This is a genomic window from Geomonas terrae, assembly GCF_004791675.1.
Lineage (GTDB): Bacteria > Desulfobacterota > Desulfuromonadia > Geobacterales > Geobacteraceae > Geomonas > Geomonas edaphica.
The window spans coordinates 163,324-182,148 of record NZ_SRSC01000004.1; the positions used below are offsets into that span (position 1 = coordinate 163,324).

The following is an 18,825-nucleotide window of genomic DNA, read 5'->3' on the forward strand; positions in this document are numbered from 1 at the left end:
CCCCCTTCATCCCCTTTATCCCTGTTAAATGTTTTCCACGTTTTCCTTTGCGTCTTAGCGTCTTTGCGTGACACCAGATCTTGTTTTAGATGTTATCCCTTTCATCCCCTTCATCCCTGTTAAATAAGCCTTTCTTTTGGTTTTACTTTGCGACTTTGCGTCTTTGGGTGAACCGGTTTATGCTTCTGTTTTGCTTTTTGCTTCGGGTTTCATGTTAATTATTGACGTATTCGGTGTGGTATGTTACGACAAAAAGACATGAAACCAGGGAGGGAACCGATGTTTGCAAGGTTGAAATCAGACATAAAGGCAGTCTTTGACAGGGATCCGGCGGCAAGAAGCGTGCTCGAGGTGATCTTCTGTTACCCGGGACTGCACGCTCTCTGGTTCCACCGGGTTTCGCACTGGTTCTGGATCCACGACTGCTACTTCCTCGGACGCCTCACCTCCCACTTCGGGCGGTTTTTCACCGGTATCGAGATCCACCCCGGAGCGAAAATCGGCAAAGGCTTCTTCATCGACCACGGCATGGGCGTCGTGATCGGAGAGACCGCCGAGATCGGTGACAACGTAACCCTCTACCACGGCGTCACCTTGGGCGGTGTCAGTTGGGAAAAGGTGAAGCGTCACCCTACCCTTATGGACAACGTCGTCATCGGCTCCGGTGCAAAGATCCTCGGCCCCTTCACCGTGGGAAAAGACAGCAAGGTCGGCTCCAACTCCGTAGTCGTGAAAGAAGTCCCCCCCAACTCCACCGTCGTCGGCATACCCGGGCGCGTGGTAATGGCCACCGAAAAGCCGCAGGACCGTCTCGACCTTGAGCACGGCAAGATGCCGGACCCCGAGGCGAAGGCGATCTCCTGCCTGTTCGACCAGATCCGCGAGCTGGAAAGGAAGTACAACGCCCTCGCCGCCGAGCACGAAGCGCTCAAAAAGAAACTCAACTAAAACCGATTCGAACAGGGATAAAGGGGATGAATGGGATAGAGACGTAAAACCTTTTTCTCACGCAAAGACGCAAAGGCGCAAAGAAAGAAGGAAATAAAAGAGACTTCGGTTTAACCCCGAAGTCTTTTTGTCTTTGGTTTATCCCCTTCATCCCTGTTAAACGTCTTTCAAGTTTTTCTTTGCGACTTTGCGTCTTTGCGTGACAGGAGCTTTTAGGTTTATCCCATCCCCCCTGCACCCCTGTATTAGTTCTTTTTTTCTTTTCGTCTCAGCTCCTTTGCGTTACAAATGTCTTTTGGTTTTATCCCCTTCATCCCCTTTATCCCTGTTAAATATGTTTTTTGAGGTTGCATGAACAAGAAGATAGCCATCACCACCCTCGGCTGCAAGATCAACCAGTTCGAGTCTGCCGCCATGACCCAGGCCCTCGAGCAGCAAGGATACAGCTTCGTCCCCTTCACCGAAAAGGCCGATATCTACGTCATCAACAGCTGCACCGTCACCGCCAAAACCGACGCCGAGTCGCGCCGCCTGATCAGACGCGCCTCCCGCATGAACCCGGAGGCACGCGTCGTGGTTACCGGCTGCTACGCCCAGATGGCCGGCGACGATCTTCTGAAACTCCCCGGCGTAAACCTGATCCTCGGCAACACGGAGAAGAAAGACATCGTCGGATTTATCGAGGGGCTAAAGGACGAGCCGCAGGCGGTGGTGAGCGACATATCGAAGGAGAGGTCGAAAGAGAGAACACCGCTTGAGAGCTTCGCCGAGCACACCCGAGCCTTTCTGCAGGTGCAAAACGGCTGCGACGCCCGTTGCGCATACTGCATCGTCCCCTATGCGCGCGGCGCCTCGCGCAGCGTCGCCCCGGCGGAAGCGCTCGAGGGTATGGCCGCGTTTGCAGCGAAAGGGTTCCGCGAGATCGTGCTGACCGGCATCCATCTCGGCGCCTACGGCCTCGACCTCGACCCGCCGACCGACCTTTTGGGCCTCATGAAGCTTGCCGAAGAGCAGGGAGTGGTGCAGAGGCTGCGGGTAGGCTCGGTGGAGCCGACCGAGGTCCCCGCCGAGATGATCGAATTCATGTCCGTTTCGAAAATCGTCTGCCCGCACCTGCACCTGCCACTGCAAAGCGGCTCCGACGGCGTGCTGGCCCGGATGGACCGCGGCTATGATACGAAGCTTTTCCGCGGTGTCGTCGACGCGCTGGTTACGGCCATCCCCGACGTTTGCGTTGGGTCCGACATCATCGCCGGCTTCCCCGGCGAGACGGACCAGGAGTTCACCGAGACCTTCGCGTTCATCGAGTCGCTCCCACTCGCCTACCTCCATGTCTTCCCATTCTCGCAGCGTCCCGGCACCCCCGCAGCCACCATGGCCGCCCAGGTGCAGCCGAAGGTGATCAAGGAGCGCGCCGAGAAACTCAGGCTCCTCTCCGAGCGGAAGAAGGCAGAGTATGCCGCCAAGTTCGTGGGACGTGAACTACAGGTACTGGTGCAAAAAGACGATGGTGGGCGCAAGGGTCTTGCCAGAAACTACCTGACCGTGCAGATCGACGGAAGCGAGGAGATGGTGAATCGTGAGGTGAACGTAGCGATCACCGGGACCAAAGGCGGGGAACTGATCGGAAGGATAAAAGCGTAAAACCTATTCAAACAGGGATGAAGGGGATCATCCCCGTCATCCCTGTTAAATTGGCTCTGCGTGACAGGGTTTAGTGGTGTGCCTTTATGAACTCCGCCACGCGCTGCACGTCGCCGGTATCCCGGAACTCCCGGTAACCGTCGATGCCATCCTCATCGAGCCCGCGGTAGTAGCGCGGACGCTTCGTCTTAAGCCCGGCAAGCAGTTTCGCCGTGGCATAGTCCTCACTCTCCACGTCCCGCCCTGCAAACTTGAGCTGCAACACGATGCTGTAGCCAAGCTGGAACAACCGCTTCAACTCCTCCTCGACCAGGATGCGCACCGCCACCTCTTCATCACCGGCAGCGACCTTCTCCAGCGCGATGTTCAGGTAGCCACACACCCGGTGCATCACCGCGAGCATCGACTCCGGCTCGTGGAAGGCCTCTCCTTCAGCAACGAGCGCACTGTTCACGAGGTAATTCAGCTCCTGGTAGACAATCTCCGAGCCGGCGCGGTTCAAGGCCCGCGCGAAGAGCGTCCCTTCGTCAGCGGCAACAGGAATCAGGTGCCCCCCCTCCCCTGCCGAGACAAGCTGCTTCCCCCCATCCAGCTGGAAATGGTCCGGATGCACGCGGGCGTAGATTGATAGTGCCTCGTCCAGCGGGGGGAACCCCAGGTCCTGCAACCTTCCGGTGCGAAAACGCTGGCACTGCTCCTCAAGCTCCAGATCGATGTCCCCTTTCACCCCCTCCATAAGGGCCGTATAAAGCGGGTTGTCCAACTTGATCAGCATCGAGAGAAACGAGCCGATCAACTGGCTGTGCTGCGGATTTTTGAAGGTGACCATGAACACGCCATCGAAGGTGTGGTCGTAGTCCGCCAGACGCTCCTCGTCGTTGTCCTGATCGCCGATGCCCCCCCCCACGATGATTTCACGGCTCAGCAAGAGCTGCAAAAGCTCGAAGTCCAGGTGCTTCAGCAGCTCGTGAACGCGCGGCTCCCCCCCTTCCATGAAGTAGGTAAGCCAGTGGCAGGCGCGATCCTCTGAGAAAGTCCAGCCGTCCCAGAGTTCCATATCGAGGATGAAGACGCTCTGCTCTGCCGAAGCAAGACGCAGGAGTTCTAACGCGTCGACCTCGCCCACCTCCTTGATGAGCCAGAAGAACTCCTGCGACTCCAGAGAGGCTGCGAGCCTTCTCGCATCGGAGTCGGCAATGATCAGGTCCATCTTCTCCTTGCTGGACCGGGTTTTCAGGTATTGTGTTTTCTGCTGAAGGGAAAGTGCCTGAAAATCAGCTTCCGAAAGTCTTACTGCTACTGCGTGGTTCTTATCTGTCATTTCTAAAACAACTCCTATTTTTGAAATCAAAAGCAGAGACTCCTGCCAGAACATCTCTCGCCCGTTCGCTGCGCTCACTCAAGACGCAAAGTCGGAAAGCAAAAAACTAAAGGTTTATTTAACAGGGATGACGGGGAAGAACGGGGTAAAAGTAAAAGACATTTGCGGTAAAACAAACCTGTTGGTTTATGCTTGCTTGCCTCTGCGCCTTTGGGTCTTTGCGTGACAAGGGTTTATGCCTTTATCCCCTTTATCCCCTTCATCCCTGTTCGAAGCGGTTTAAAGAATTCCTTTGCGCATGGCCTTCTTGTATCCGCAGCTTCTGTGCAGCCACTTCAACTCTTTTACGAGTTCCGGGGTCAGCTGCACGCACTCGGGGAAAACCTTGAAGCGCTTTTTGTAGATCTTGCAGCGTCTGGTCGTTATATCCAGATAGCGGCAGGGAGTCGAGGTGAACAGGATCCTACCGTCCTCGTCCTCAATCTTTTCGAAGCAGCAAAGACCGCACTGCTCGCACAGCGCCTCCCACTGCGCCTGGTCCATCTCATGTGCCGACATATTACCTTCCCTTCTTTTCAAACCAAAAATCTCTGTCACGCAAAGACGCAAAGTCGCAAAGTAAACCGAAGAAAAACTATTAAGAGGGATGCAGGGGATGAAGGGGATGAACGGGATAAAACCTTTACCCCCTTCATCCTGTTCGAATCGGTCTTGTGCGGTTATTCCTCGCCCGACCCGAGGGGGACCACGAGGGAATTACCCTTGCTGCTGGAGAAACGGACACTGTCTTCGTAGATCTGCTCGACCTTGTACCCCTCCACCACGGCACCCGGGCGCAGGGCACGCCCGTTCACCATGGCGAAACTCGCCTCGCTGCTATTTTGCCATGCGATCCCGGAAACACGGATCACCGGACGAGATTTCTGCGGGGCAGGCTCCGGCACCACGGCAGCGACTGCCGCCGCTTCTATAGGCGCCGGCTGGAGAGCGGCATTCGAGACCGGACGAGTTTTCTGCACAGGCTGCGTGCCCTTCACCGCCGCTTGCTGTTTCGTTGCGGCCGGGTTTACCGCAACTTTCGCGGTGCTCCGGACCGGCTTTGCGACCAAGGCAGGGACAGTGGACTGCACTACCTGTTTGGGCGTTTTTTTTACGACGGGCTGCACAGGTTTTGCGGCAACCTTGGCGACCGGTGCGGCGACCGGTTGCACTAAGGGTGCCGCAGCTTGCTGTTGCACCGGTTGCTGCTTTTCGGCTACGGGCTGTTGCACGACCTTGGCAGGAGCTTCTGCGACAGCCGGACGCGCTGGTTTTTCCACGATCGTAGTCGGACGCGTAAAGCCGCCCATCAAGGCGTAGGTAACGATAGCGGCAATGGAGGCCCCGCCAAGCGTCCAGGCCGGCAGAAGCCAGGCAGGACGCCGTTCCCGTCCCCTGCCAATGCCGCCGCTAGCCGCACGTCTCGGCCTTTGCGACTCATCGACCTTCTCTAATGCCTTCAAAATAGAGCTCATAAACTCCTCAGTTCAAAAACAAAAGCTTATTTAACAGGGATGAACGGGATAAAACCAAGACCCAAATTCACTGTCACGCAAAGTCGCAAAGTAAATCGCAACGGAAAAACAAGATTTTGGTTTAAACCCAAAGCTTGTCTTTGCTTTGCGTCTTTGCGTCTTTGCGTGATATGGGTTTAGCCTTTATCCCCTTCATCCCTGTTTGAATATGTTTCGTCCGAAGACGCGACGCAACACGTTTGATGTCGAGCCGTAAGGGGAGAAACCACCCACCTCAGAAACGGCCTGGGCCGCCATCTTGCCGGTGATGGTCCGCGCCTCCTCGGTGAAGCCGATCAACAGGGCGCGGTCACAAACCACATTCACCAGCCTCGGCACCCCCCCCGAGAAACGGTAGATCCGTTTCATGGCAGCCTTGGAAAACTCCGCGGCTCGGTAGCACCCGGCGAGCTCCATACGGTGGTCGATGTAGTGCTGCGTGCTCTCGAAGTCCATGGGAAGCAGGTGATAGCGCACGGTGACGCGCTGGTTCAACTGGCGCAGCTCCTTCCTCGCGAGGACGGACAAAAGCTCCGGCTGGCCGGAAAGAACAATCTGGATGAGCTTGTCGGTCTCTGTCTCGAGGTTCGAGATGAGGCGGATCTGCTCCAGCACCTCGGCTGGCAGATTCTGCGCCTCGTCCATCACCAGCACGACCCTGCGCCCCGCCTCTTTCTGCTCGAGCAGGAAGGCGTTCAGGACCTGCAGCAGTTCCACCCGGCTCTCCGACTCCCAGGAAAGCCCGAACTCGCGGTTCACACTCTTCAAAAGCTCGAGGTCGGAAAGACAGGGATTGAAGATGAGGGCGGTGCGGTGGCCTTCCTGGTCGAGTTTGCCCAAGAAGGTGCGCAAAAGCGTCGTCTTGCCGGTACCGACCTCGCCGGTCAACTCCACGAAACCCGCGCGGTGGTCGACGGCGTAGATCAGGTGCGCGTACGCCTCCCGGTGCTGTTCACTCATGAAGAGAAAGCGGGGGTTGGGAGTGAGGGTGAACGGGCTCTCCCTGAAGCCGTAAAATTCGCAGTACATCGCAGGCATGCGGGGGTTATCCCTCTCTCTCCATTACACGGTAGGTGCCGTGGTGCGCCTCGGTATCGGCCCTGTGGGCGGAAAGATCATCGGCGATCGCGTCAATTTTTTTATTTAGGATATCGAACTTGAAATCAACCGAATCGAAGCGTTCATCGGTTCTACGGCTCAGCTCATGGATCTCGCTGCAAAGAGCCTCATGGCTCTCGACAACAAATTGGAACTTGCTGTTGATGTCTTCCAGCAACACCTCAAGGTTTTCTTTTTTCATGGAGGCCTCGCGTGAGTCGGAAGAAATGTCGGGAAATTCAACAGGAGAGACTATGCCACAGCGCAGCCGTCAACACAAGCGAAGAGCGCCCCCCCCAGCCTCCCCTCCAGGGGAAGCTGGGGCTGAGAAAGTGAAAGCAGACAGTATGATGTGGGATCAGTAGCGGTAGGTGAGTTCGGCACGGAGAAGCTGGTTCATCTGCGTGTCTCCGGCGCGCAGTTCGTAGTTGTGAACCCATTCCTGACCGTAGAGAAGCAGAGCGCTCCACTCCTTGAAAACCGGGAACGTCCAAGACGCACGCAGGGCGTTCTTGCGCTCGATCGCCTGCATCACCCCGCCCGCATCATACCTCTCCGTCTCGTCGACGGTGACGCGGCCGTAGTCGCCGCGCCGGGTATGGAACGCCTCCAGCGCGAGGTTGTTTCGTACGGAGAACCAGTGGCTGTAGCGCAGGAAGAAGTCCTGGGTGGCGCCACCCTGCGAGTGCCCAAGCGGCAGGCCGTGGTAGAGGTACCCTTCAGGAAAGGTGCCGTTGGTGTAAAGGATACGGTTGCCGCGAAAGTACTCGAAGCGCAGGTCATCCCGGCCGCTGTCGGTGAGCCTCGGGATGTAGAAGCCGGCGACGTAGCTCTCCACGATGGGCCAGAAGGCCGCGGCGTCTTCGCCGGACAGCTCGCCGTACAACTCGGTGTTGCGCAGCCAGGGGAGTCTCAGCCGCAGATCGAACCCTGCGATGGAGTTGGAATTGTCCTCGCTCGTCCCCCCCACAAGGCCACGCACGATGTCCCCGAAGCCGTTGTTGACACCGGGGCCGCCCGCCTGCCGTCCGAGGTTTATCCCGAACTCGAGGTTTTCAAGCGGTTTCATGGCGAGCTTCCCTGCAAAAAAGTACGGCTCGCGCTCCCTTCCATCGGTGATCGTTTTCTCAAGGCGGGAAAAGACCAGAGAGTACTTAAGGTCCCAGAGGTATTTACTCCTCACCAACTCCGGGCTGGAGAGCTTGACCTGGTCGAGGTTTCTGGCGTTATTGGTAAGCGTGATGGCACCGCGGTAGCCTGGACCGAACCAGTTTTCGTCGCGCCCCACCTCCAGTTCCAGCCCCTTACCGCCGATTTTCACGTAGCCACGGTTCAGGCGCACCCTCGCCTCGTCGTCCGCCTCCGACCAAAGGAGCTGCGGCTCAACGAGAGCGCTTCCCATGGCACCGAAGTAGAGCTCCCCGCTACCCGTTAAGTCCAGGTTGGTCCCTCTTTTGTAGACCACGCCGTCGTTGTTTTCGAAAAGCGGCGTCCCCTCGCTGCCCCGCTGCTGTACCAGCGAGGGATAAGGATTCGAGGGACGCAGGCCGCCGCCGATGCCGAAGACGCCGTCGTCGCCTGGGTCATGCACGGCGCGGTAATAGCTTCTCGGTGCGCCATCGAGGTAGACGTAGCGCAGTCGAGCCGTTGTGAGCGGGTCATAGTCGAAGGCAGGAGCCGACTCCTCGCGATCGTAGTAAGTCAGTTCGCGGGGCAAGAGCTCCTTGAGGCGGGAGATCAGTTCAGTGGCGAGCGGCGAGGTAGCGTCGGGTGCCGTTTTCTCCTCAGCCTCCCGGACCATACGTGCCGCTTCCGCCCGGGAGAAGGGGCGGATACCCTTGACGTCAGAAGAGACCAAGCCGAAGCCGGAGAGTTTCTCAAGGTAGGTGTATATGGGACTGTCCAAGGGAATATTCGGGGACGACAGCGCAAAAACAAACCCCGGACAAAGTACAACAACGAACAAGGCCACAACGATATTGGATAATCTCATTCAAAAATCTCTTTTAACAGGGATAAAAGGGGTAAAGTCTTAAAGAATAAAAACTGAACAAACTATCTAACAGGGATAAAAAGGGATGAATGGGATAAAGGCTCCTAACGAAAAGACTTTCCGGTTTAAACCAAAAGCTCGTGCCTGTTCGTTTTCAAAGGTTTTATCCCCTGTATCCCCTTCATCCCTGTTTGAATAGGTTTTTGTTATGCTGCCGTTTCCTCCCGCAGGTTGCGGACGAGGGCGAGTTTTTGCGGCGGGAACAGGTCGGGCCTGACCCGCTGGAAGGCAAAGGGGGGCGCGGCCTCGAAATGATACCGCGGCACGAACTCGGGCACGACACGCCTGAGCGTACGCAAAACGGCATCGAGCTCATGACTTCTTGCAACCCCAAAGAGCTCCTCCAGATCTGCACTCACCTGTTTAAGATCGGTCTCCACCGGCGCCATCACCCGGATCTTCTTGTGACTGGTCGGCTTGATTCCCTCCCCGTCGATCAGCAGTTCCTCGAAAAGCTTCTCGCCGGGCTTCAAGCCGGTGAACCGGATGTCGATCTCCTTGTAAGGGCTGAAACCGGAAAGACGGATAAGCTCCTCGGCAAGGGAAAGGATCCGTACCGGCTCTCCCATGTCGAGCACGAAGATCTCGCCGCCATGGCCGATGCACCCTGCCTGCATCACCAACTGCGACGCCTCTGGTATGGTCATGAAGTAGCGCACCACGTCCTTGTCGGTGACCGTGACCGGCCCGCCTTTCCTGATCTGCTCCTTGAAAAGGGGGATCACGCTGCCGTTGCTCCCGAGCACGTTGCCGAACCGTACCGTCGTGAATTTCGTCTGACTCTTCGCAGCCAGCGCCTGCACGTAGATCTCCGCGCTTCGCTTGGTGGCCCCCATCACGTTGGTCGGGTTCACCGCCTTGTCGGTAGAGACCATCACGAAATTGCGGACCTTGAACTTATGCGCCGCATCGGCGACAATTCTCGACCCCATGACATTGTTCAGCACGGCCTCGGCCGGATTGTATTCCATCATGGCGACATGCTTGTACGCCGCTGCGTGAAAGACGACCTCCGGCCCGAACTCGTCGAACACCGCCTCGACGCGGTCCTGGTTCTTCACGTCCCCCACCATCGGGATGATGCGCAGGTCCGGGAAGCTTTCCGAGAGCTCTTTCTCGATGTAGAAAAGCGGGGTCTCGGCGTGGTCGAAAAGCACCAGTTTTGCTGGTTTGAACTTGGCCACCTGGCGACAGATCTCGCTTCCGATACTCCCTGCCGCACCGGTCACCAATACCCGCTTGTCGGTCAGGTAGTTGCGGATGGCGGACTGATCAAGCACCACGGGGTCGCGCCCCAGGAGGTCCTCGATCTCGACGTCTTTTATATGGCTCATGGATACGTCGCCGTCGATCATCTCCGTGATGCCCGGGAGCGTCTTGAAGCGCGCCTTGGTCTTCTCGCAGTTCGCGATGACGCGGCGCATGAGGTCCTTGTCGCCTGAGGGGATGGCGAAGATGACCTCCTCGACATTGTGCTTACGCACCAGCCCGCTGAGCCTGCTCGTCCCCCCAATAACGCGGACCCCGGAAAGCCGCATGCCCATCTTCTGAGGGTCGTCGTCCACGAAGCCCAGCACGTTGTATGCGGCCTCAGGCTGCTTGCGGATCTCCTTGAGAAGAAGGTTCCCCGCCTCCCCCGCCCCGATGATGAGCGTCCTCTTCCCCTTGCACAGCCCCGGGATGATCTTCGTCTCGCGGTAGATCCTCCACACGAGCCGGCTCGCGGCAACCAGGGCAAAGAGCAGGAACCAATCAAGGACATATATGGAGCGCGGCATCCCGAAGGGACCATTTACATATACGAGGCTGAGGGCTGAAACGGCTGAAGAAAGAGAAACAATTTTGAAGATCTCGTAGGCATCCTGCAACGAGGCGTAGCGCCAGATGCTGCGGTAGACCCCTGAGGCAACGAACATGGCGGGCTTCACCGCCATGGCGACGACGAGCCCGGTTTTCAGGTTTTCCACCTGGTTCGGCCTGATCTGAAAATCGAAGCGAAGGAGAAACGAAAGGATAAACGCGGCGGCAATAAGCACCACATCGAGGAAAAACACCAGGATCCTTCTGGCGTGAATCATGACCCCTCCTACAAGCAGCGTCAGCGCGCGACATAAGAACGAACAACAGCTGCTAAAAATATCACAAAACTCTAAGAAAACAAACGCTAATAATACGGATAGTGCGATTGGCCAATCATCCTTACTCTTGCCCAATGCAGCTTTCATCTTGTCTCTTCGGCAGTGCGCCCCCTTAGGTGTACGCAAAAAGATTAAACTTAGCCAAGAGAAATCGTTGACGGCTACCGGTCCCGGTGACAGAAGTTTAGCGTTTTATAATCAAACCTCACTACAATGGAGCTGCTTATGGACAACATCACGGTATCAAGCAGTGCGGAAGCGATGCCCAAAACGGCCGCCGTCCTGGTCGCCATTGCGAAGAAACCGGAACTTTACGACCTCATCAAGTCGTGCTTTCCGGGGATGCAGGAACTCCAGGAAGCCGATGAGGAGCACAAGGCGGCATTCAGCGCCGCGACCGATGGGGCCCCGGAGATGGCCAAGAGGCTGAAAGCCGCACGGCAGAAACTGGACCGCAAGTTCAACATCTTCTTCACCATGCTGCGGCACGCCGCAGTGGAACATCCCGACCTTCTGGAGGCCTTCGGGGTTCCTCCCGAGAAGGTAAGAAGGTCAAACACCCCGATCCTGACGAGCCCGGGAAACGTGCGGGTGGCTCATGGTAAAGTAGCGGGCGAGATCGTGCTCAGAGTAGAACCGGTGAAGGGGGCCAAGAGCTACGACATCTCATGCTGCATCGGCGACCCTTCCATCGAGGCGAACTGGAGGCATTGCGGCGTAGGAACGAGGGCGTCGCATCTCGTGGCGGAGGGACTTACCCCCGGGACCGTCTACTGGTTCCGGGTAAGGGCGATAGGCACCAACGGCAAAGGACCTTGGTCCCAATTCGTCTCGCTTATGTGCGTCTAATTCCTCCCCGCTTCACAAAGATGCCCCCGCAGGCCACGCGCCTCCGGGGGCATTCCCTCCTCCCACAAACCGCTCCAAACGTGCTAGAGTCGCCAAACCGCGACGAACATAGCAGAATAGCATCCCCTTCGATCGCTGTGATCACGTGCTTCTGCCTCAGCCATTTGTGTCATCACAGTCCTTTCAGAGGATGTCCCCGGCCAATGTTCGACCCAAAGCTGAGAGATTCCGGGGAGACATTTTAACTCATCCAAAAGTTGATGGGTTAGAGGCAAGATCTGTGACTTTTCCCAAAATTTGATAGATTAGAGGCAAGATCCGTCGACTTTTCCAAAAACTTGGCAGCTAAGAAGGGTACCCGACAAGGCACCCCTGAGGCTTCTCTCTCGCTTAACGATCAAGGCACTGTAGCCTCTCTAAAAAACTGCTGCTGGATGAGTGCGTCGGCCAGGGTAAAATCAAGCTCGCTGTCGATATCGACGCTGAACTGCTTATCCATGACGTACGCGACAGAATGTTCGTCAACGAAGGATCTTGTTGCCACTAGGTGTGTAGTTTCGCAGACGTAGATCGAGCCATTGAGGGCATAGACCACAGGCAGATCCTGCCTCCTCGCTGTAACATTGCGGTTTAGCAAAGGATGCATTACCCCCGCTGAGTCCAGAGTGTACATCAGAAAAGGGTGTTTATCTGGCTTAGTGACGGTAACGCAGGACCTAGCATTTAGCTGCTGGCATAATTCAATGCACCCGTCAATGTCAGCGCTCCTGCGCAATGGTGATGTCGGCTGCAACAACACCAAATAGTCATAGCCAGGAAGAGTGGAGACGGCATGTAAGGCCGGATCAACAGCATGGATTTCGTCGCCCGAGAGTACAGCCGGCCGAACAAAAGGGACTTCACACCCCCACTTTCGGGCCACGTCGATAATTTCTGGGTCTTCCGACGACAGCACCAACCTGTCGATATATTTGGCACCTTGGGCGGCCTCGATAGTCCAGGCAAGCAGCGGTTTGCCGCCGAGATCGCGAATGTTCTTGCGCGGCACCTCTTTCGAGCCGCCGCGGGCCGGGATCACGGCCAATACCTTCTTTCCAGCAATCATAAATAAAACCTCGTACTTTGAGTATAGGTGGACAGACTAGTGAATCACCCCTTCGTGCTTAGCTACCTTAATGACGGTGAGGACTATGATATGAAGATCGAGGACCAACGAACGGTTCTTTAAATAAAAGTCGTCGTACTCCACCTTAACAGATATAGGCAGTTCATCCCTTCCGTTTACTTGAGCCCAGCCGGTGAGCCCAGGGGTCAGGAGATGCACTCCCTTGGCCGTCCTCAAACGGATCAGGTCGTCCTGATTGAACAACGCCGGGCGGGGTCCCACGAAGCTCATGTCACCGGTAAGGATGCTAAAAAGCTGGGGAAGTTCGTCCAAGCTCGTTTTGCGCAGCAACTTACCGATAGGAGTCAAAAAGACGTCGGGGTTGGCCAGCAGGTGGGTCGCCACGACGGGGGTGTCGGTCCGCATGGTGCGGAATTTGGGCATCTTGAAGATGACGTTTCCCTTCCCCACCCGGTCCGACCAGTAAAGCGCTGGTCCCTTGGAAGTGAGCCGGACCATGAGCGCCACGATCAGCATCGGTAGTGCGAGCGCAAAAAGCAGCAACGTTGAGACAATTATATCGGCGACTCTTTTAACAGTCAGACTTCACCTCCTGTTTTCAAGGGCAAGCACCTCCGCGCCGCGGGGCGAGTCCCATCAGTTTCTGCTCTTGAAATCCTCGGCGGTCTCCCGCAGCCCCTGCGCCATGCTGTAAGGTGGAAGCCACCCCAATTCCCCCCTCAGCTTGGCACTGTCGACGGCAAGAGAGCCAGTCAGGCGGCTCACCGCGCTGCTTTTGCCGAAGAGTTTCCCGGCGACGCGAAAGAGGGCAACTGGAAATGGGAGCAACCGCGGCGTTACGCCAAGGGCAGCGGCGACCCTGCGGATCAAGTCAGGGGTGGAGACGTCTTCGCCGTCGCTCACCAGATACGTCTGTCCCGCCGCAGCGGGATGGGAAGCGCAGACGGCGAGGATATCGACGAGGTTGCCGACGTAAATGAGGCTGCGCCTGTTGGCGATATTTGCCAGCGGAAGCGGAATGCCGAGGCTGACCACCTTCATCAGTTCGAGGAAGTTTGCCTTCACCCCCGGCCCGTAGACCAAGGTCGGCCTCACCACGACCACTTCCATACCCGTCTCGGCCTCAACCTTGCGCAGCTCCAGTTCGGCCTCCCATTTGCTGATGCCGTAGGGATCGGAGGGGTTCGGGGGAGATTCGGGACGGTACGTGATCGCGCTCTCCTCTCCATTCACCTTGATGGAGCTGGCGAAGACCAGCCGCCTCACCCCCGCCCGGGCGGCCTCACGCGCCAGTTGGGCGGTGCCCGCCACGTTGACTGTACGGAACTCGGTCAAAGGGTCGGCCGTCTGATCATCCATGACGTGTACCCGCGCGGCTAGATGGATCACCGTCTCCACACCCGCCAGAGCATGCTCCCACTTGGTCCCTGCCCCCAAAGGCTCGACGAAGACAGGTTCAGCCACCAGGTTTGTGATAGCAGACGGTCTCTCAGCGGAAAGTATGGTTGCGCGCACCTTGATTCCGTCCGCTACGAGGCGTCTGCACAGGAAGCTGCCAATGAACCCGGTCGCGCCGGTAACGAGAATTCTTCCGGTCATCTGGTTTCCTCACCGGCTTGAACTGCTGCCGGCTCTGCTTTTTCTATCAGGGCGACGAAATCAAGCGCTCTTTGAGCCTCAGTTGGTCCGGTCCTCTTGTCTCCGGATTTTATGTGCCGACACACCAGGATGTTCCTTCTCAGCACCCTTTGTCGGTGTTTTGCTCTGCGTCGCATCTTAGCGTTTCCCCGTGGCCAGTATGTCTTCTGCCAGGTATCTGGATATGCTGGTCCTGGCGTATTTTGCCACAAACTCTTCCCGGGCCAAGTCCCGGATCGACAAAGTTGCAAATGATTCGACTGCACCTGCGACGTCACAGGGGTGGAAGACCGCGGCGTTTGGCACCTCCGACGCTATGAATTCAGCAGCGTAGCCGGACACGCCAGCCCAAAGGGGTTTGCCTAGCGCAGCATATTCGAAAACCTTGGAGGGCAACACCTTCTTGAAGGCGTCATAATCGTTCAGATGCAAAAACAGCACGTCAGCGTCACGATAGGCACGCAGCAGTTGTTCGCGGTTCACCGGAGGCAGCAGCGCCACGTTTTGAACCTTGTTTTTCGCAAGCATAGACTCGAGTTCCCGTTTGCGCCCTCCGTCGCCAATAATGGTGAAATTGACACGACCTTCCATCCGGCTTGCCAGCTCCGGAACTATAGCATGCAGCCCCTGCCCTTCTCCGAGATTGCCAGCGTACAACACCGAAAGAGGCTCAGCGACCGATCTTGGCGGCGAAGGCTCGACCGGTGCCAGGAATTCGTCATCGATTCCGTTGGTGAAGTAGGAGAAGCTCTGCCGCGGGTAACGCGGCATGAAATAGCTGTAAAAACCTCTCGAAACGAGGTTGACCTTGTCCGCACTGTTTATGGTCAGCTTTTCGATAATGGAGAACAGAGGCTTCAAAAGAAGCGACATGCTGCGAGGCAAGACGTCCCCGATGGTGTCAACGAAGATGTCCCTGATATCAAGGTAAAGCCGAGCTTTTTTCTTTCGCGCAATCAGCGCCCCAAGCACGGCGGTCATCAGACGGCTTGAGGTAGCAAAAACCAGGTCGTACTCCCTTTCCCGGACAAGCTTGAAAACTTCCCGGCAAAAAAAGAGAAAAGTCCTGGATTGGTCCACCATGCCGCTTTGGTGACCCGGGACCGCTATGCGGTGAACGGTCAGAGCTGCACGACATTCCCTCTCGACTGCATCCTGGATAAAGGAACTGTATCTATTAGGAAGAGTAGTTACCACGTCTATGGACGATCCTTCCGGCATCACCCTGTAGAGTTCTTCAACCAGCGGCGTGCTTCTGAAGGAACCGGCACAGAGATCGGGCTTGTAATAAAAAGTAAGAAAGAGAATTTTCAAGACGACTGCCCCCACTTGATGCGCGTCTGCAGCGAATGCCCCTCAAACCTCGCGCAAACGCAGGTGGAGACCTCACTGCGACCGAATTGAGGGTGCCACCAAGCCTCCTCGGTGGCGAGTTTGCCGCCCTCACACGACAATACGACGCATTGCTCACCAGGTAGCGATAGTTCCAGCGAGGAACCTGATGGATCTAATCGTCTTACAGTTACGGAGGGGTGCAGATGGAAGCGCGCAACGGCCAGGTTGAAGCGGCCGTCGACGCGGTCCTCAATGAGCAATTCGTTGCCGAGGAAGCTCCACTTCCTGGTGTGCCTAGGCCTCCCCTTGAGCCACCGATATCCGTCGTGCGCACATGAGATAGTGGTGCATGTGGCGTGGTACGGCGATATCTGCAAATCAAATGGGCGGGCCCTTCGTGCGGCGCGAAAACCGCTCCAGACCTCGGTAGAGTCCCTGCCATCCACAACCACGGTATTGTGTGCAGCCGTCCCACGCTGCCGTTGCCGTTCGCCACCAGCCCCGTAGCATGAGGTGCCAGAATTCACCAGCAATCGACGTCCGAACAACGAAAGCTCGAAGGAGAGCGTGTCGGCGTGTGCGTGTCCTGGCAGGTAATCCGGACCGATAGGAGCAACATCAAGGATTGCAGTCGCGGGACCTGACTGAACCCGGACGTACCCGCTTGAGATTAAATGCGTCACACCGTCGGACCCAGGAGAGCGGGGAGCGAAACGAAGTCTCACCGCGTAGCGTTCAAGTTCGGTTGGTGTAGGAGCTATCCCCATGGCCGCATCGTTGAAAAATGAGATCTGCCGGTCAGGATGACACATGGCAGCCAGCCAGGCGCGCATCCGCCCGATCACGTCAGGCAATTGTGCTAGCCACCCTTCCCAGCGCTCAGGGACACAGCTACGGTACGTACTGGTGACATTATAGATGTCAAGCAGGTCCTCCAAGGCTAGAGAGTGGTACATCGGTGTACGCTCGAAGTGCCCGCCATCGGATAGGATCTGTTCTGACGTTTCCCGCTCCAGCAGCCGCAACCCGGTCTGTAGCCAACTTTCCGCTTCCCCCCCCCGGAAAAACAATCCTGCAAACACCAGCGCCTTGGCGTTGGCAAAGAGGTGGTTGCCAAGCAGGTGGACCTCCAGGCGTTTGGTCAGCCATCTTGCCTGAGCCGCCAGGACAATAAGGACCTCCGGTGCCAGAAGATTTCCCGCAAGTCCCCACTTGACCCAGTTCACGAGCCTCAAGGAGACTGGGTACGGCTCCCACCCCGTCCCTATACCCGCAGGGTTTTCCAATACCCATCGCTGCAGGAGATCATGATGCCATTTCACACGCCGGTCAGCTCCTGCGGCATTCAGGTCATCAAAGTAGTGCAGATTGTAACGCCAAAGCTTGTCAACCCGCTGCTCGTCCCAGCCGATGTCATCCAGGGACGCTGTCGCTCCAAGGAAGTGAAACGTAGTCGGTCCCGTCATGCAGGGCTCCCGGAGCGCAGGAAGCTCCCATACCCCCGTCTTGTCGCGCAACGGTGGAGCAGGTCTGAGATCTGCTTTGGGCTGGACCAAACGCATCGACAGCCTTCCGTAAAATTGTACAGGCTTCAGATACCTCAGGGTATGCCAGTAAGTTGCAAGAGTGGTCATGGTTAAGCCAGCAGACTTTCCAGAATCTTTACAATACGTTCTCCAGTTTTACCGTCCCACCTTGGGGGAATGGTTCCTTTTTTCCAATTTCCGGCGAAGAGGACGTCCAGAGCAGGCTGCAACCGGGCGGGATCGGTGCCGATCAATTCGTTGGTGCCAATTGTGACAGTCTCCGGCCGCTCCGTATTGTCCCTCATGGTCATGCAGGGAACCCCCATGACCGTCGTCTCTTCAGTAATCCCACCCGAATCAGTGATAACTCCCATGGCGTTTTTCACCAGGTAGTTGAATTCCAAATAAGGCTGGGGTTCAACCAGTTTTATGTTTTCCGGCACCCCTGACAATTCCCTGAGCGTTTTTGCAGTACGAGGATGCACCGGGAAGACAACGGGTCGGTTGCGGCAACCGCAGCCGATAGCCTGCACCATGGCCAGCAGTTGCCCAGCAGCGTCGACATTGGCCGGCCGATGCAAGGTACAGACTAAATATTGGCCCGGCTGGAGTTGCAATTCCTCCCAAAAAGGCGGCTTGCGGAGACGGTTCATATTGGCCAACAGGGAATCGATCATGGTGTTACCTACGAAGAAAATCCTATCGTCGCCGACGCCTTCCGTCTTAAGGTTGTGGTTTGCCGCTTCGCTGGTGGTGAAGAAATAATCCGTTATTGCATCGGTTACCCTGCGGTTTATTTCCTCAGGCATGCTCCAGTCGCCCGACCGGATCCCTCCCTCTACGTGAGCAACCTTCACGCCCAGCTTCTGTGCTGCGATGGAGCACGCCATGGTAGAGGTAACATCGCCAACAACCAGGCACAATTTGCTTCGGCTCTTCAAGAGCAGCGTCTCGTAGCTGACCATGATGGCAGATGTCTGCTGGGCTTGGGTACCGGACCCCACCCCGAAATTGACGTGTGGCTGAGGGATCCCCAGTTGCGCGAAGAAATCTCCCGACATCCGGGTGTCGTAGTGCTGCCCCGTGTGCACCAGGCGGTACTTGAGAATGCTTCCTTGCTGCTGTCGTGCATGAATGGCTCGGATGACGGGCGCGATCTTCATGAAATTAGGTCGTGCCCCAGCGATGATGTCGACGATTTTTTCGTTCATCCTTTAGCTCCTGTTCCGCGACCATGCCAAGCACCATCCGGTATAGTGGCAGTTTGGCGGTTGCATAAATCAACTGGTGAAAGTGCCCGGGATAAGATTGCCGACTTCAAATCCCGATCGTATCAAGGCATAAGCATCTCGGACCGGGTGTATTCCCGGGTGTGACCGGAGAAGAGGTGTGCCTCATTGAAGTAATCCTCGAACTCAGGCTGCACCGACATGCCACGGTAAAAAACCGACGCGCCGCATCAACCTTGCATGGTTGAGTACCACGAAGAACGAGACGCCGTCGTGAGACATCATGCCACGCAACGACCCGGTGAGTATTGATTCCAGTCGATCAAGCAACGCAGCCAGACTGGCAGCATTATTTGTGTATCTAGCG

General features: G+C 56.7%; 16 protein-coding genes. 3 read left to right on the forward strand and 13 right to left on the reverse strand.

Annotated features, from left to right (window positions below; translation table 11 throughout):
* The first annotated feature begins 279 nt into the window (after positions 1–279).
* On the forward strand, positions 280–948 hold the full coding sequence (gene cysE, locus E4633_RS16340) for a serine O-acetyltransferase (protein ID WP_135871727.1): 669 nt from the start codon (positions 280–282) through the stop codon (positions 946–948).
* A 351-nt stretch (positions 949–1,299) separates the two neighbouring features.
* On the forward strand, positions 1,300–2,592 hold the full coding sequence (mtaB, locus tag E4633_RS16345) for a tRNA (N(6)-L-threonylcarbamoyladenosine(37)-C(2))-methylthiotransferase MtaB (protein WP_135871729.1): 1,293 nt from the start codon (positions 1,300–1,302) through the stop codon (positions 2,590–2,592).
* Between the two features lie 70 nt (positions 2,593–2,662).
* Here the strand turns inward: mtaB and E4633_RS16350 are convergent, their stop codons facing one another.
* The 7 genes from E4633_RS16350 to E4633_RS16380 form a co-directional block, all read right to left on the reverse strand.
* Complete coding sequence (locus tag E4633_RS16350) at positions 2,663–3,913, reverse strand: DUF6178 family protein (protein ID WP_135871731.1); 1,251 nt, start codon at positions 3,911–3,913, stop codon at positions 2,663–2,665.
* Positions 3,914–4,192: 279 nt separating this feature from the next.
* Positions 4,193–4,471, reverse strand: coding sequence for a YcgN family cysteine cluster protein (locus tag E4633_RS16355; RefSeq protein ID WP_129127773.1), 279 nt, complete (start codon positions 4,469–4,471; stop codon positions 4,193–4,195).
* A 161-nt stretch (positions 4,472–4,632) separates the two neighbouring features.
* Positions 4,633–5,427 carry a hypothetical protein gene (locus E4633_RS16360; RefSeq protein ID WP_135871733.1) on the reverse strand — a complete coding sequence of 265 codons (795 nt, stop codon included), beginning with the start codon at positions 5,425–5,427 and terminating at the stop codon, positions 4,633–4,635.
* A 192-nt stretch (positions 5,428–5,619) separates the two neighbouring features.
* A complete protein-coding gene (locus E4633_RS16365; protein WP_135871734.1) occupies positions 5,620–6,495 on the reverse strand; it encodes an ExeA family protein in 876 nt (291 codons plus the stop codon).
* 16 nt (positions 6,496–6,511) lie between these two features.
* On the reverse strand, positions 6,512–6,766 hold the full coding sequence (locus E4633_RS16370; protein WP_135871736.1) for a hypothetical protein: 255 nt from the start codon (positions 6,764–6,766) through the stop codon (positions 6,512–6,514).
* A 156-nt stretch (positions 6,767–6,922) separates the two neighbouring features.
* Positions 6,923–8,557 (reverse strand): capsule assembly Wzi family protein, encoded by a 1,635-nt coding sequence (locus tag E4633_RS16375; RefSeq protein ID WP_135871738.1) that lies wholly within the window; start codon positions 8,555–8,557, stop codon positions 6,923–6,925.
* Positions 8,558–8,763: 206 nt separating this feature from the next.
* On the reverse strand, positions 8,764–10,695 hold the full coding sequence (locus E4633_RS16380) for a polysaccharide biosynthesis protein (protein WP_135871740.1): 1,932 nt from the start codon (positions 10,693–10,695) through the stop codon (positions 8,764–8,766).
* Positions 10,696–10,980: 285 nt separating this feature from the next.
* Here E4633_RS16380 and E4633_RS16385 point away from each other — a divergent pair, with 285 nt between their 5' ends.
* Entirely contained in the window at positions 10,981–11,604 is a 624-nt protein-coding gene (locus E4633_RS16385; protein ID WP_135871742.1) for a fibronectin type III domain-containing protein, read from the forward strand.
* Positions 11,605–12,001: 397 nt separating this feature from the next.
* Here E4633_RS16385 and E4633_RS16390 read toward each other — a convergent pair whose 3' ends face one another.
* The 6 genes from E4633_RS16390 to wecB form a co-directional block, all read right to left on the reverse strand.
* Complete coding sequence (locus E4633_RS16390) at positions 12,002–12,709, reverse strand: acylneuraminate cytidylyltransferase family protein (protein WP_135871744.1); 708 nt, start codon at positions 12,707–12,709, stop codon at positions 12,002–12,004.
* Positions 12,710–12,745: 36 nt separating this feature from the next.
* Entirely contained in the window at positions 12,746–13,312 is a 567-nt protein-coding gene (locus E4633_RS16395; RefSeq protein ID WP_135871746.1) for a sugar transferase, read from the reverse strand.
* A 54-nt stretch (positions 13,313–13,366) separates the two neighbouring features.
* The gene (locus E4633_RS16400; protein WP_135871748.1) at positions 13,367–14,329 is read right to left on the reverse strand and encodes a UDP-glucose 4-epimerase family protein; all 963 of its coding nucleotides are present in this window, start codon (positions 14,327–14,329) and stop codon (positions 13,367–13,369) included.
* A 177-nt stretch (positions 14,330–14,506) separates the two neighbouring features.
* Positions 14,507–15,682 (reverse strand): glycosyltransferase family 4 protein, encoded by a 1,176-nt coding sequence (locus E4633_RS16405; RefSeq protein ID WP_135871750.1) that lies wholly within the window; start codon positions 15,680–15,682, stop codon positions 14,507–14,509.
* The gene (locus E4633_RS16410; protein WP_198419463.1) at positions 15,679–17,169 is read right to left on the reverse strand and encodes a heparinase II/III family protein; all 1,491 of its coding nucleotides are present in this window, start codon (positions 17,167–17,169) and stop codon (positions 15,679–15,681) included. Before E4633_RS16410 ends, E4633_RS16405 begins: the two co-directional genes overlap by 4 nt.
* 170 nt (positions 17,170–17,339) lie before the next feature.
* A complete protein-coding gene (gene wecB / locus E4633_RS16415) occupies positions 17,340–18,440 on the reverse strand; it encodes a non-hydrolyzing UDP-N-acetylglucosamine 2-epimerase (protein WP_135871754.1) in 1,101 nt (366 codons plus the stop codon).
* Positions 18,441–18,825: the final 385 nt, after the last annotated feature.

Bases quoted from the DNA above. Each gene is read 5' to 3' on its own strand.
- cysE (WP_135871727.1), top strand. From the start codon at position 280: ATGTTTGCAAGGTTGAAATCAGACATAAAGGCAGTCTTTGACAGGGAT.
- mtaB (WP_135871729.1), top strand. From the start codon at position 1,300: ATGAACAAGAAGATAGCCATCACCACCCTCGGCTGCAAGATCAACCAG.
- E4633_RS16350 (WP_135871731.1), bottom strand. From the start codon at position 3,913: ATGACAGATAAGAACCACGCAGTAGCAGTAAGACTTTCGGAAGCTGAT.
- E4633_RS16355 (WP_129127773.1), bottom strand. From the start codon at position 4,471: ATGTCGGCACATGAGATGGACCAGGCGCAGTGGGAGGCGCTGTGCGAG.
- E4633_RS16360 (WP_135871733.1), bottom strand. From the start codon at position 5,427: ATGAGCTCTATTTTGAAGGCATTAGAGAAGGTCGATGAGTCGCAAAGG.
- E4633_RS16365 (WP_135871734.1), bottom strand. From the start codon at position 6,495: ATGTACTGCGAATTTTACGGCTTCAGGGAGAGCCCGTTCACCCTCACT.
- E4633_RS16370 (WP_135871736.1), bottom strand. From the start codon at position 6,766: ATGAAAAAAGAAAACCTTGAGGTGTTGCTGGAAGACATCAACAGCAAG.
- E4633_RS16375 (WP_135871738.1), bottom strand. From the start codon at position 8,557: ATGAGATTATCCAATATCGTTGTGGCCTTGTTCGTTGTTGTACTTTGT.
- E4633_RS16380 (WP_135871740.1), bottom strand. From the start codon at position 10,695: ATGATTCACGCCAGAAGGATCCTGGTGTTTTTCCTCGATGTGGTGCTT.
- E4633_RS16385 (WP_135871742.1), top strand. From the start codon at position 10,981: ATGGACAACATCACGGTATCAAGCAGTGCGGAAGCGATGCCCAAAACG.
- E4633_RS16390 (WP_135871744.1), bottom strand. From the start codon at position 12,709: ATGATTGCTGGAAAGAAGGTATTGGCCGTGATCCCGGCCCGCGGCGGC.
- E4633_RS16400 (WP_135871748.1), bottom strand. From the start codon at position 14,329: ATGACCGGAAGAATTCTCGTTACCGGCGCGACCGGGTTCATTGGCAGC.
- E4633_RS16410 (WP_198419463.1), bottom strand. From the start codon at position 17,169: ATGACGGGACCGACTACGTTTCACTTCCTTGGAGCGACAGCGTCCCTG.
- wecB (WP_135871754.1), bottom strand. From the start codon at position 18,440: ATGAACGAAAAAATCGTCGACATCATCGCTGGGGCACGACCTAATTTC.